9 protein-coding genes are annotated in these 13,519 nt (G+C 47.9%); 3 read left to right on the forward strand and 6 right to left on the reverse strand.

Features of this window, described 5'->3' with window-relative positions; translation table 11 throughout:
* Nucleotides 1-183 precede the first annotated feature (183 nt).
* Nucleotides 184-1,413: a multidrug effflux MFS transporter gene (locus tag LDO05_RS11200; RefSeq protein ID WP_251375483.1), complete on the forward strand. Its 1,230-nt coding sequence runs from the start codon at nucleotides 184-186 to the stop codon at nucleotides 1,411-1,413.
* A gap of 109 nt (nucleotides 1,414-1,522) precedes the next feature.
* On the opposite strand, the gene LDO05_RS11205 is transcribed toward LDO05_RS11200, so the two are convergent.
* The 3 genes from LDO05_RS11205 to LDO05_RS11215 all read right to left on the reverse strand — a co-directional run bounded on the left by LDO05_RS11205 (nucleotide 1,523) and on the right by LDO05_RS11215 (nucleotide 4,893).
* Nucleotides 1,523-2,128: a TetR/AcrR family transcriptional regulator gene (locus LDO05_RS11205; RefSeq protein WP_251375484.1), complete on the reverse strand. Its 606-nt coding sequence runs from the start codon at nucleotides 2,126-2,128 to the stop codon at nucleotides 1,523-1,525.
* 83 nt (nucleotides 2,129-2,211) lie between these two features.
* Nucleotides 2,212-3,687: an MDR family MFS transporter gene (locus tag LDO05_RS11210; RefSeq protein WP_251375485.1), complete on the reverse strand. Its 1,476-nt coding sequence runs from the start codon at nucleotides 3,685-3,687 to the stop codon at nucleotides 2,212-2,214.
* A gap of 282 nt (nucleotides 3,688-3,969) precedes the next feature.
* Nucleotides 3,970-4,893 (reverse strand): Gfo/Idh/MocA family protein, encoded by a 924-nt coding sequence (locus LDO05_RS11215; protein WP_251375486.1) that lies wholly within the window; start codon nucleotides 4,891-4,893, stop codon nucleotides 3,970-3,972.
* Nucleotides 4,894-5,237: 344 nt separating this feature from the next.
* On the opposite strand from LDO05_RS11215, the gene LDO05_RS11220 reads away from it, so the two are divergent.
* Together LDO05_RS11220 and LDO05_RS11225 are read left to right on the forward strand one after the other, a co-directional pair.
* Nucleotides 5,238-7,013: an Ig-like domain-containing protein gene (locus LDO05_RS11220; RefSeq protein ID WP_251375487.1), complete on the forward strand. Its 1,776-nt coding sequence runs from the start codon at nucleotides 5,238-5,240 to the stop codon at nucleotides 7,011-7,013.
* A gap of 141 nt (nucleotides 7,014-7,154) precedes the next feature.
* Nucleotides 7,155-10,010: an Ig-like domain-containing protein gene (locus LDO05_RS11225; protein WP_251375488.1), complete on the forward strand. Its 2,856-nt coding sequence runs from the start codon at nucleotides 7,155-7,157 to the stop codon at nucleotides 10,008-10,010.
* Nucleotides 10,011-10,292: 282 nt separating this feature from the next.
* Here the strand turns inward: LDO05_RS11225 and LDO05_RS11230 are convergent, their stop codons facing one another.
* From LDO05_RS11230 to LDO05_RS11240, 3 genes are all read right to left on the reverse strand, one after another.
* On the reverse strand, nucleotides 10,293-12,017 hold the full coding sequence (locus tag LDO05_RS11230; protein WP_251375489.1) for a glycoside hydrolase family 13 protein: 1,725 nt from the start codon (nucleotides 12,015-12,017) through the stop codon (nucleotides 10,293-10,295).
* Nucleotides 12,018-12,278: 261 nt separating this feature from the next.
* Entirely contained in the window at nucleotides 12,279-12,677 is a 399-nt protein-coding gene (locus LDO05_RS11235; protein WP_251375490.1) for a hypothetical protein, read from the reverse strand.
* A 23-nt stretch (nucleotides 12,678-12,700) separates the two neighbouring features.
* Complete coding sequence (locus tag LDO05_RS11240) at nucleotides 12,701-13,513, reverse strand: DUF817 domain-containing protein (RefSeq protein WP_251375491.1); 813 nt, start codon at nucleotides 13,511-13,513, stop codon at nucleotides 12,701-12,703.
* Between the last annotated feature and the right edge of the window lie 6 nt (nucleotides 13,514-13,519).

Genomic DNA, 13,519 nt, shown 5'->3' on the forward strand with positions numbered 1-13,519 from the left:
CTTTTAAACAGGCTCTGCCATTTAGAACAATCTTTATCGAATTATGAAGGCTCAACTGCACATTCCAGCAGCCAACTGCATTTATCCTTTACATCTCACACCTGATGTATAATAATCAGGAATGGTCAAAAACTGTACTTGCCTCAATATCATCTTATATAGAAAAGGAAGTGCCTGGTATAAATGAACAGCTTGGATAGAGACACCGGGCATCCGCTGCAATTGTCACGCTCCCGCCGGTTATGGACGGCGGTAATATTAGGCTCGTTATCCGCATTTGGACCTTTATCTATTGATATGTATCTGCCTTCGTTACCAAAGCTTTCGGCAGACCTGCATACGACAGCCTCCCTAACCCAGCTGACGTTAACCGCATTTCTGCTTGGCCTTGCCTTGGGACAGCTTGTAGTGGGACCTCTTAGTGATGTGAAAGGTCGCCGAACTCCACTGATGATTTCTCTTGCGGTATATGCTGTATCCTCGTTACTGTGTGTATTCTCCCCATCTATCGGGGTCCTTATCGCACTAAGATTCATCCAGGGTGTAGCCGGCGCAGCCGGAATAGTCCTGTCCAGAGCGATGGTTCGGGATCTGTATTCCGGTACGGAGCTGACAAAGTTCTTCTCTTTGTTGATGCTCATTAACGGAGCAGCACCTATTCTGGCTCCTCTAATTGGTGGTCAGCTGCTGCGTATATTTCCATGGCGCGGCGTGTTTGTTGTTCTTGCCCTGATCGGGATTATAATGCTTGTGGCTGTCTTCTTCACTCTTCCCGAGACCCTCCCCAGGGACCAAAGAGCGGCTGGAGGAATACGTCAGACCTTCTCTACCTTTGGCAGACTGCTGAGAGATCGAGGCTTCATGGGTTATACTCTTGCCGGCGGCCTCGTAAGTGCAGCCATGTTCGCCTATATATCCGGCTCCCCGTTCGTTATACAGGATGTATTCGGCGTATCTCCTCAAGTCTACAGCCTAATCTTCGCCATGAACGGGTTCGGAATTATAGCGGCCAGCCAAGCCACTGGACGCCTGGCAGGGCGGATTCCCGAAGAGAAGCTGCTGGTCTGGGGTCTGAGTATGGCTGCTCTAGGAGCGGCAGTTCTCCTGTTGAGCGTGATCCTGGTTCCTCGGCTGTCTACAGTACTGGTGCCGCTCTTCTTCATAGTAGCTTCAGTCGGCATTGTGGGAACGACCAGCTTTCCGCTGGCCATGAAGGAACAAGCACATTCTGCGGGAAGCGCTTCTGCCCTTCTTGGCCTGCTGCCTTACATCTTGGGTGCGCTAAGCGCACCTCTCGTTGGAATTGGCGGCGGCCACACCGCTATTCCTATGGGTATTGTAATAGCGGCGGCAGACATTGGAGCGATCGCATGCTATTACTTGCTGGTCCGTAGAGCAGCGAACCGGTTCTGATTCATTTTTTAGCATCGAAAAAGCGCCAGGAACCCTGTGTTCCTGGCGCTTTTTCGATTGCTGTATGAAAGGAGAATTCATATGTGTGAACAGATTGAGAAATGGCAGATTAAGGACGAACAAACAAAGGCTTGAAATAAAGTGCGTAAGCCTTAGAAGCTATTGCCTCCGGACTGTAATTGTTATTACGGCGCAGATGAATGTAGGAATCCGGTGTGAACAGGAACAAGAATGCGTTGATGTTGAAACAGGGGTCACAAGGCTGCAGCTCATTGCTGTCAGCCGCTGACTTTAACAAGTCAACAAGAGTCCCATAAATAAATGCATATGGAGGGGACTCGGAGAACTCGAAGCCCATCTTCTGCATTTTGCAGTTATCCTGGAGTGCGCCAATCCAGATCATCATGTCCTCAATGAAGTTCACCCATTTATGAACAACGTCTTCGATTCTTTCACTAAGCGACCGTGACTCCTGGCTGATTACACTGCGTATATCCTGTATAGCTGCCTCCAGCTTCTCATCGACTAAATGCAGACAAATGTCCCCTACGCTGGTGTATCTTCTATATAATGTTCCCTGCCCGATTCCTGCCGCCTTGGCAATCTGGTGCATACTGACTTTATCCGCACCTCTCTGCTCGATCAGTAATCTGGCATTCTTCAATATTAGTTCATTAATTTCGGAATGGCTTCTACTCTCATCATGAAGCGGCATAGACCAAGTTCTCCTTCTAAGCAGGTAATGGACTGCATATCAACTCATTGTAACCCTTACTCTCTTAAGGGATCAATACCTGGCTAGACTTGAGTGCCCGATCCCTGCTCTTGGGGAATGGTGCTGCGGCGCATGAACAGAGCCAGAATCAGAGCAACCACCGTCAAGATCACAGCTCCCCAGAAAGCGCTGTGCACGCCGGCCGTCATAGCGTCCGGTATGTGTTTCGGGTTGAGTGGATCCTGAACCCCGCTTAAATAGCGCGTCTGCCCAGAGGTCATGATGCTGATGAACAGTGCCGTACCTACGGCCCCGGCAACCTGCTGAATCGTATTCATGATAGCGGTCCCGTGTGGATACAGATTACGTGGCAGCTGATTGAGCCCTGTAGTCTGTGCAGGCATAATTACCATAGACAGGCCAATCATCAGGACAGAGTGAAGAATAATAATCACGAACACTTCCGTTGTAGTCGTTACTCTCGTGAACATCCATAGAGAGATCAGCATAATTACAATGCCCGGAATCACCAGGGCTCTAGGTCCGAATTTATCAAATAATCGTCCCGTAATCGGTGACATAAGTCCGTTAATAATTCCGCCAGGAAGCAGAATAAGGCCAACGGTGAAGGCTGTCAGAGCCAACCCTGTAAGCATGAACATAGGCAGAAGTGTCAGGGTTGAGAACAACGTCATCATCAGAATCACCATGAGAATGACGGCCAGGGAGAACATTGGATACTTGAAAGCCCGCATATCCAGTACAGGCTCGGTAAGCTTGATCTGACGAAGAACGAACAACAGCAGGCCAATGAAGCCAGCGATCAGGCATGTAATAACCAGCGGACTGGACCAGCCTACGAGCGGGTCGCCTGCACTGCTGAAGCCGTATACGATGCCGCCAAAGCCAATGGTGGAGAGCAGAATGGACAAGATATCAACCTTTGGACGTGTAACTTCAGATACGTTCCGTAGATAGATCACCGCGAACACAATCGAGAATAACGCGAGCGGCAGAACGGAGAAGAACAGCCAGCGCCAGTGCAAGGAATCCAGAATGATTCCGGCAAGCGTTGGGCCAATGGCAGGAGCGAACATAATAACCAGGCCGATTGAACCCATGGCTGCGCCGCGCTTCTCTGGAGGGTAGATGGTCAAGATCGTATTCATCATCACAGGCAGCAGCAGACCTGTCCCAAGCGCCTGCACGAGACGGGCGATCAGCAGGATGGTGAAGTTAGGTGACAAGCCGGCAATCACGGTTCCCGCGAAGAACAGAACCATTGCACTAATGAAGATCTGCCTGGTTGTGAACCACTGAATCAATAATGCGGTTACCGGGACCAGGATCCCGATCAGCAGCATATAACCGGTAGTCAGCCACTGAATTGTAGAGTATGACACCTGCAGATCCTGCATCAGATCTGTAAGGGCAACGCCGAGCAAAGTCTCATTAAGCAAGGCCAGAAATGCCCCGATCATGAGAGATATAACTATGGGGAGACGCTTAATCTCACCTACGGGTGCGGCGGCCCCCGATGTGGTACTTGCTGTGTTCATTGTAAATCCTCCTTAATATGTATCTCTATCTTTCAGTACTGCACAGTATAGTCTTTCTGCATGAAAATCTCCGTTCTCCGCTCTCCCCTCATCTGAACAAATGAATAACGCGGACAATTGTCCGCATGTTGTATATTAGCAGACAATTGTCCGCTCAGTCAATGTAAACAATAATTATATTTATTTTCATCCTTGTGGACTTATATACAAAAAAAGAACCGCTCCCCATGACAAGGGAAGGGTTCATATGATTTATAGTCTTCGAACAGCCACATGCTAATCTTAATCCAAGAGCTTGGCACCTCGGGCTTCAAGTTCCCGCAACAGCTCTTCGCACAGTGCATGCGTCGCCAGCGCATCTCTGGCTGAAGGTGAGGGGCTCCTTCCATTTCTTACCGCAGTTAGAAATTCTTCAATAACCTGTTCAAAACCTCTTCTGTAGAGATTTGGATCCCAACCCTTGAAACGGATATGCTTCTCCTCCCCATCCTGATAATGAATAGTCGAATTCAAATCCTGGACCCGCCACTTGTTCCCTGAACTCATGACTTCAAGTATCTCTTCATTAGAACCGTTATCCCTGTTCATCACTCCAGTGCAGCTGAAGCCCTGGCCGTCGAGATGCAGCATTACATGATACAGCTGTCCTTCCTCGATACGGGCCGAGACTCGGGTCTCTGTAATCTCCCCGGGTGCCAAGAACCGAAGCGTATCTACTACGTGGATGAAGTCATCCAGCACGAACCGGCGGGCAATGTCAGGGTGATGGAGACGGTTTTTCTGCAACATGACAAGCCGCCGCTCTTTCACTTCCTTCAGCCCGGCGTACATTGGGGCAAATCTGCGGTTGAAGCCAACCATCAGAATAAGCCCCTTCTGTTCAGCCAGCTCCACAATTCGTCGGGATTCTTCCAGAGAGTAGGCAATGGGCTTATCCACATAGACATGGATTCCGGCCTGTAGAAGCTGCTCTACAACAGCGGGATGTGATTCAGTTGAGGTATGCACAAATGCCCCCTCTACACCAAGAGCAACTAGCTCCTCCACGGTCCTGACATGTTCCTTGATCCTGTATTTGGTACTCAGTCGATTCAATGTCTGCGGGTTACGGGTGCAAAAAACCAATTCTACGTCCTCCCGCGCAGTAATCACCGGCAGATAAGCCTTCTGAGCAATACTGCCCAGACCAATAATACCTATTCTCAAATGTATACGCCTCCATTGTCTAATATAAATCCTATTTTATATGATTCTACCCCTTCTCTAAAGTGTATTTACTTAGTAGATGTGTCCCGTTAGAAATAAATTACGTCGATACAGTTGCGATAATCTCCAAGCCAATCCTATTCTTGATTCTTTAGAACCATATGATGAAGATTGACATCTAGAAAAAAGTCCCATTATCCCGATTATATGAGTCTCCTATCTTCCATAATTTATGAGTATTGTGGGATACCCAAATAAAATCACTTCCTTAATAATGGATAAATAGGAGTCATCCATCCATCATTTAACAGACATTTTAAAATATCCGGGAGGAGTGTCAAAATTTGTTTCATACTATAGTCCGTAAATCTGCTTATCTTATTACTAGTCTTGCCGTTGTCTCGGGGATTATCGCCAGCCCCGGCCTAGCCGCCGATTCCGAACAGAAACCGCCAGTTATAGAGTGGTCTCATGCATATGGAAAAGGACAGCTGTCTGTCAATGGACGCAGTGTGACACCTACTCCTGATGGCGGCTATATCGTAGCCGGAGAATTCACTGGAATCGATTCTTCCAGCTACGGGATTACTAAGGCCTACATTCTTAAGGTTAACGCCTCCGGTCAGAAGGAATGGGAGCAGAAAGTTGATCATAAAGGCGCGGAATATAACTATGCACACAAAGCCGTTCCTACTAAAGACGGTGGATATATTGTAAGTGGTGCAACGAAGAGTTATGAAGGCAAGCCTCACAATGTGGTCTATCTAGTTAAACTGGATGCCACAGGCAATGTTGTATGGGAGAAGGAATACGGGGATGGATACACCAACCAGTACGGAGAATCCGTTGTGGAGAGTGAGGATGGCGGATTTGTGGTAACCGGTTACAGTGTTACTTCTTCCGGCGAAGCGCCGGCCTATGTGCTTAAGACAGATGCACAAGGGAACAAGCTGTGGTACAAGAAGTTCCGATACGATGATAATCAATACTTCAATGATCTCATTGCTACCCCCGACGGCGGTACGATTAACGTAGGCACCATCAACACCATGTTTGGTCCAGGCACTAATGATGCTTCTGTGGCAACCAAACTGGATGCGAATGGTGAGGAAGTATGGGTTAAGAAATACGTTCAGTCTGGCTCCAAAAGGTCGGCGTTCTCCATTATATCCACGGACGAAGGAGATTATATTATTGCAAGCAGAACCCGTGATGACAAGAATATACTGACCAGGATTGCCGCTAATGGCGAGGTAATCTGGGAGAAGACCTATGATCCTACACCAGACCGTGAGCTCTTCACTCAAGTCGTCCGTACTCAAGACGGATATGCTCTGCTCGGTGAGAATCAGCAAGGCACCTACCCTGATGATCAAAGTCAATTCGAAGTATTGAAGGTTGATAAGAATGGCGAGGTTAAGGATCATGTACTCTTCGGTGAACCGAACCTGTATAGCATTGGCCGGGGTACGGCTTCCCCAGACGGCGGATTGGTACTTACCGGTCAAGCCAACCAAGGTGAAGATTATTATCTACAGCTAACTAAGCTTGCTGCCAAGGAAGCCGCTGAACCCACTGTAACCGAAATCGCATTCTCGGACAGCACCAAGACGATTGAAGTAGGCAAAAATACAGCTGTTACACTGAATGCTCTGTATTCAGACGGTACAAAAGCTGGAGTTTCTGATTCGGTTACCTACACTTCTGAGGATGAGAGCATCGCTTCCGTGGACGGAACAGGCCTGATCACCGGGAATAAGCCCGGCAGCACTACCATCACTGCAGATTACAAAGGGCTAAATGCACACCTTCAAGTCAATATCACAGCTGCCGGAGAACCCGGATCAGCGGACGGGATCTTCTATCTGGATTCTGACGAATATTCCTTAACCGCAGGCACTTCCCTCGATACTATCGCTGTCTTCAAGGACAAGAATGGTCAAGTCCATAATGTTACGAAGCAAGCTGTCTTCAAAAGCGAGAATCCTAAGGTTGCCGAATACGACAAGGACGGCAATATCATCGGCGTGCATGCGGGTATCACCCATGTCATAGCGGAATATAACGGTCAGACCTACAAAGCTTTGGTTCAAGTTGTTCGTGCCTATGTGCCGAGATAACCAAGAGAGCCATCCTTAGGGATGGCTCTTTATTTTAGAAATGAGCCAGTAACTCTCCATCTTCAACCAAGTTAATAACTTCCGTTCAATTACATACCAGACCCAGCACAATGCAGTATATTTTGAGAGGAGTGTCCATGTTTGTTAAGATCTATTATTCGTGTAACCCGTTATACCCTTGTAGGCCTCGCCTTCGCGTCAGGTATCTTCGCAAGTCAAACTCATGCAGCAGCCGAGTCCCGGCAGCCGGTAATTGAGTGGTCTCATCAGTATGCCAAGGATCAGCAATTCTCAGATGCCAGCAGCATTGTCCCTACCTCGGATGGAGGTTACATTACAGCCGGCAGACAGGATAATGGTGATGATAACCAGGCTTATGTTATGAAGCTGGACTCAAATGGTAAAGTCCAATGGGAGCAAAAAATTCAGCTGGAATCCTCTAAATATACCGAAGCCCTGAAAGCTGCTGAGACCCGTAACGGGGAATTTGTCGTCAGCGGCACGACGGACAAAGGACCGTATGATGTGATTTTTCTGGCTAAGCTCGGTACTCAAGGAACTGTGCAATGGCAGAAGGAGTACGACCACGGTATTCATGAGAACGGAAATGCCGTGTCTGAGACCAAAGACGGCGGATTTGTGGTAACCGGTTATACCAATTCTGATTCTGGCGGAACTCCTGCCTTTGTGCTAAAGACTGATGCCAAGGGACAAGAAGTATGGCATAACACCTACCCTTTTGGCAGCAATCAATATTTTAATGATATCATCGCTACCCCGGATGGGGGTTCGGTTGCTGTGGGTACCATTGATCGTAGAAATGATAGCCGTGACATACTCGGAGCTGTCGTAGTTAAACTGAATGCGAGCGGTAAAAAAGTCTGGAGCCGGACGCTCATCACAAAGGATTCCGGACGCAGCGCCTCTTCTGTCATTCCTTCGGGAGATGGCGGATATGTGGTCGCAAGCAGAAGCTGGACTGGCATTAACTACCTGACCAAGATAGGAGCAGATGGGAAAGTATCCTGGGAAAAGACTTATTCCGCTGCCCCCGACCGGGAACTCTTAAAGCAAGTGGTCAAGATTGATCAAGGTTATGCGCTGCTTGGAGAGTATCTGAAAAGAGACAATTCTGATCATTATAAACATTATGAATTGTTGAAGGTTGACGCTCAGGGAGAAGCTGTGGACCGGATTATATTCAGCAGCAAAAATTACGAGGTCTTCTCGGCCGGAACTACATCACCAGATGGCGGATTTATTGTATCAGGACAGGCTAAAACGAATAATAAGTATATTTTGCAGCTAACCAAGCTTGCCGGACAAGACCATCCAGTAGATCCAACGGTGACTGAAATTTATTATACAGATTCAAGCAAGCAGATAACTGTGGGTGAATCTACATCTGCCACCGTGAATGCGCGTTATTCGAATGGTACTGAGGCTAGAGTCACAGACTCCCTAACTTTCACCTCAGAGGATGAGAATATAGCTGCCGTAGACTCAAATGGATTGATTACCGGGATTAATCCGGGCAATACCATGATTGAGGCAGTCTATCAGGGGTACAGCACACAGTTAAACGTACAAGTATCCAAAGCTCCAGACAGCGGAGGCTCTGGTGAGTGGTCCTACCAGTATGGCAAGGATCAGCTGTCCACCAACGGCAGCAGCATTGCCCCTTCCTCAGATGGAGGCTACATTATAACGGGAGATACCCGAGATCAGGACGGGGACACCAAAGCTTATATACTAAAGGCCAACTCCTCTGGAGGCATACAATGGCAGCAAAAGCTTCAGCATGGAGAGTACTCGCAAGCTAAAAAAGCTGTGCAGACCAAAGACGGCGGATTCATAATCAGCGGATCTTTTAGCAGTCAAGACGGAAGACCTCATAATGCCATATTCCTGGCCAAGCTCTCAGCTCAAGGTATTGTTGAATGGGATCGGGAATTTGATAATGGCTCAAATGTGAACGGGGATTCTGTAGCTGAGACGGAAGACGGCGGATTCGTTGTAACCGGTTATACCCTCTCCGCTTCGGGCGAGGATTCTGCTTACGTGCTTAAGACGGATGCCCAGGGACAGCAGTTATGGTTCAAATGGTTCCGATTCGGCAGCAATCAACACTATAATGACATCATCGCAACCCCAGACGGCGGAGCTATCGCGGTCGGTACCCTTGATACCATTATTGGCGGCACGGAAGATGACGGCGCTCTAGTTACTAAATTGAACAATGCCGGTGAGGAAGTATGGACCAAGAAATTCGTTCATGCGAACTCGGGCCGCAACGGTTACTCCATCATTTCTTCGGAGGACGGTGGTTATGTAATTGCCAGTAACGCCGGGAATGATGGCGATTCCATTAACTATCTAACCAAAATTGATAACTCTGGCGAAGTGATCTGGGAGAAGAACTACGATCCCACCTCAGATCTGGATATCTACACCACCCTCAGCAGAACGGAACAAGGTTATGCTCTGATCGGGAACACCCGGAAGGGAGAGTATCCGGATTACGAGAGCCAATTCGAAGTCCTTCAAGTCGATAACAATGGGGAGATGGTGAACAATACTGTGCTTCCTGGGATGAACTTGTACGGTTCCGGCAGGGGAACCGCCGCAGCAGACGGCGGATTTGTGCTGATGGGAACCGTTCCTGTTAACGAGAAATACTTGTTACAGTTGATCAAATTACCAAGACAGAATCAGACGCCGGTGGAAGGCAGCTTCTACCTGGACTCGGATGAATATTCCATTACCGCCGGAGATACCATTGATACTATTGCGCTGCTGAGAGATAAAGACGGTATGATTCATAATGTTACGAAGAATGCCATATTTAAGAGTGAGAATCCTCAAGTGGTACAGTATGACGCCGAAGGGAACATCACGGGCCTGAAGGCGGGAATCACAACGATCACGGCCGAATATCAGGGTCAGACTTACCGGGCACAGGTGCAGGTGGTTCGTGCCTCTGTTCCAAAGTCATAAAGGAAGACAAGCTCTATAAGATATCATTGTTAAAATATTTAGTTGGGGTACATCCGTAACTACAGGAAATGCTTGGACTTTCGGCCGCTGTTATCTCCAGATTTCTTGATTCAAACCTCCCTGGAGAGGTAGAAATATGGAGATAAAGGCGGTCGCTTTCGCTCCTACAGTTCCAAGCTTCCCCTCCGTTCCTATCCCCCATATGCCATTTTACAAAGCTCATCTTCTATTGCGGGAGATAGACAAAGACAAGGCCCTGTCCAATTCGGACAGGGCCTCTTGTTATACAACCGGCTGTTCTACTGCATCTTCGGTTCTCTGTTCCTGCTCTACTTTTGCTGTTACCAGCAGGTAGACGCGGGATTCGTAAGGCTTGAGCGCAAGCGTCTGGATGCTCTCTGAAGCATCTGCCTCGTAATTGTGAATCATAAGCTCGGCGGAGTCATATTCCCATCCGATCGGACAGTCGAAGAGCGCTTCGTGTGCAGACAGATTAGAGATGACCAGCAGCTTCTCATTGTCAAGTGTCCGGCTGTAAGCATACAGATTTGGATCCTGCTGTGGCACCAGATCGTACTCTCCATATACGATAACTGGATTGGCGGCACGCAGCGCAATCAGTTTCTTGTAATAGTGGTAGATCGAGTTCGGGTCCTGAATCTGCTGCTCCACATTGATCGTTGTGTAATTCGGGTTCATCTTCAGCCAAGGAGTTCCTGTCGTGAACCCGGCATTGACTTCCGAGTTCCATTGCATAGGTGTTCGTGAATTATCCCGGCCGTTCTTCCAGATAATCTGCATAATCTCTTCATGGCTCTTCCCTGCTTCCAGCTCCAGCTGGTAGAGATTCTTGATGGCCACATCATTATAGTCATCAATGGAATCGAACTGAACATTCGTCATTCCGATCTCCTGTCCCTGATAAATAAAGGGAGTCCCCTGCATTAGGAAATACATGGTTGCCAGAGATTTGGCAGATGCCTGCCAGTGCTCCTGGTCATTGCCCCAAGTGGACGTAGAGCGCGGCTGGTCATGGTTCTCGATGAAGAGTGCATTCCAGCCTCTTCCTGAAAGTCCCTTTTGCCAGCGGCTAAGTGTCTCCTGCAGAGTCTTGATATCCAATCCGCCTGTCACACTCTTGTTCCACAAGGCCAGGTGCTCGAATTGGAAGATCATATTGAACTTGCCGTTCTCTTCTCCCACCCAATCTTCGGCCTGCTCGGTCGATACCCCGCTGGCCTCCCCAACGGTCATAATATCGTACTTGTCGAACGTCTCCTGCTTCAACTCTCTCAGGAAGTCATGGATCCCTTCTCTGTTCATATGACCATCGAAGGAAGGCACATATTTAAGACCATCCGGATTAGGCATGTCCGGGAATCCGGCGATCTTCTTGATATGTGAGATGGCATCGACCCGGAAGCCGTCAATTCCCTTGTCCAGCCACCAGTTCACCATCCCATATAATTCACGCCGCACATCTGGATTCTCCCAGTTCAGATCCGGTTGTCTCGTGGAGAACACATGCATGAAATACTGTTCGGTGCTGGCGTCATACTCCCATGCCGAGCCTCCGAAGATGCTCTCCCAGTTATTCGGCTCCGCGCCTTCCTTCGCATCGCTCCAGATATAATAGTCACGCTTCGGATGATCCTTAGACGAACGGGATTCGATGAACCAAGGATGCTCGTCTGAAGTATGATTGATAACCAGGTCCAGAATAAGCTTCATTCCCCGCGCATGTACTTCATGCAGTAGCTGATCGAAATCGGCCATACTTCCGAACTCTTCCATAATATCCTGATAGTCCGAGATATCGTATCCGTTGTCATCATTGGGAGACTTGAAGATCGGACAGATCCAGATCACATTGATCCCAAGGTCGTGCAGGTAATCAAGCTTGGAGATGATGCCTTGCAGGTCACCAATCCCATCCCCATTACTGTCCATGAAGCTCCGGGGGTATATTTGATATGCTGTTGCTTCTTTCCACCATATTTTTTTCATGATAGCTCCTTAAATCTGTAAGTAGTCTGATAACCAATGAGGTTCCAAACTTCTGTGCACACGATTGCACAAAAGTTTCTGTGACTATTTTAACGTTTTTCCTATCATTTGTCGCTAGCTTTTTCATAAAAATATTTGGGAATCATAAGTTTGAACGGTATCCGGTCAAAACAATAACAAAAATAACCACAGCAAGGCTAATAAGCCATGCTGTGGTTCATCTATGATGTTCTGTCTGTTGCTCCAGCTTTCTTGTCTATCCTATCTCCGAGTATCGAACAAGCTCTTGATTAACGAAAGGCCGCTGATAACACCAAGAAAGAAGTGGCCGTTACGGCTGGTGATCTCGTTATAGTAAGGAATCGCTGGCAGCTTGGTATAGCTGGACAAAAGTACATACACGAGTAGAATGAAGCTTGGAAGGAACACAGCGATGAACATGGGTTTGTTGAAATGGGTTCTGCCCGGCAGACCCAGCAAAGCACTCAAATAAATTCCCAGAACAAAGGCATAGGCTACGCTCACCCATACCCCTCTTTTCATATTGAAATCCACTTCCCCCTGCCGGACCACATCATTCAAATATTGATTGCCATAATACAGGAGTAGAAGCGCGCCAATCATCCAAATTACATAATACAAATAGCCTTTTCTCTTCATAACAACTCTCCCGTAATCCAGATTCAGTTAAGCACATCCGCTTTAGACTGTACGACAGACTTAGGATCAATTAGGTCACGCTGGCCTTTGACGTGCTTCAGCTGGGCGACAATAATAAGACTGATGACTACAAGAAGGAACCAGGAACTGATTTTCCCCAAATGAACAATCTGCCAGGCATGCTCCTGATCCGGATAACGCCAGGCTCCGAGCAGGGTTGAAATATTCTCGGCCACCCAGATGAAGAATCCAACCAGTAGAAAAGAAACCACGAGCGGCATTCTTAAGCTGAGTTCCTCAATCTTGAAATGTATCTGTGTCTTATAGAATATGAGACATAACAGCACAATCAGAACCCATCGGTAATCCCCAATATAATGATGGGTGAAGAAGTTCAGATAGATCGCCCCGCTGATCAGCCAAGGCAGAACAGGACCAGGCCAACCCGTGATCCGCAGATCCATTCGTCTCCAGGCCTGACAGATGTAACTCGCCACACTGGCATACATGAAGCCGCTGTAGAGCGGCACACCATAAATTTTGCTCCAACCGGGCTCTGGATAAGACCATGATCCCATATGTACTTTGTAGATCTCCAAGGCGAGTCCGATAATGTGGAACAGACAGATAACCTTGAGCTCATCCAATGTCTCGAGACTGAATAGCACCATAGCTACCTGGGCCACGATGCAGATCATCAGGATCAGATCGTATCTGGGCACATAAGGGACGTGAAGGATCTTGGTTAAGGCCAGTGAAGCGAAGATAATAACTGGAAATATACAGCAGAGTGCCTCTTTCCAAGTGAAGACCCATAATTTACGCCAAAATATCATTGTTCA

The organism is Paenibacillus sp. YPG26, assembly GCF_023704175.1.
GTDB lineage: Bacteria > Bacillota > Bacilli > Paenibacillales > Paenibacillaceae > Fontibacillus.

Coding starts and splice junctions, on each gene's coding strand:
- LDO05_RS11200 (WP_251375483.1), top strand. CDS start 184: ATGAACAGCTTGGATAGAGACACCGGGCATCCGCTGCAATTGTCACGC.
- LDO05_RS11205 (WP_251375484.1), bottom strand. CDS start 2,128: ATGCCGCTTCATGATGAGAGTAGAAGCCATTCCGAAATTAATGAACTA.
- LDO05_RS11210 (WP_251375485.1), bottom strand. CDS start 3,687: ATGAACACAGCAAGTACCACATCGGGGGCCGCCGCACCCGTAGGTGAG.
- LDO05_RS11230 (WP_251375489.1), bottom strand. CDS start 12,017: ATGAAAAAAATATGGTGGAAAGAAGCAACAGCATATCAAATATACCCC.
- LDO05_RS11235 (WP_251375490.1), bottom strand. CDS start 12,677: ATGAAGAGAAAAGGCTATTTGTATTATGTAATTTGGATGATTGGCGCG.
- LDO05_RS11240 (WP_251375491.1), bottom strand. CDS start 13,513: ATGATATTTTGGCGTAAATTATGGGTCTTCACTTGGAAAGAGGCACTC.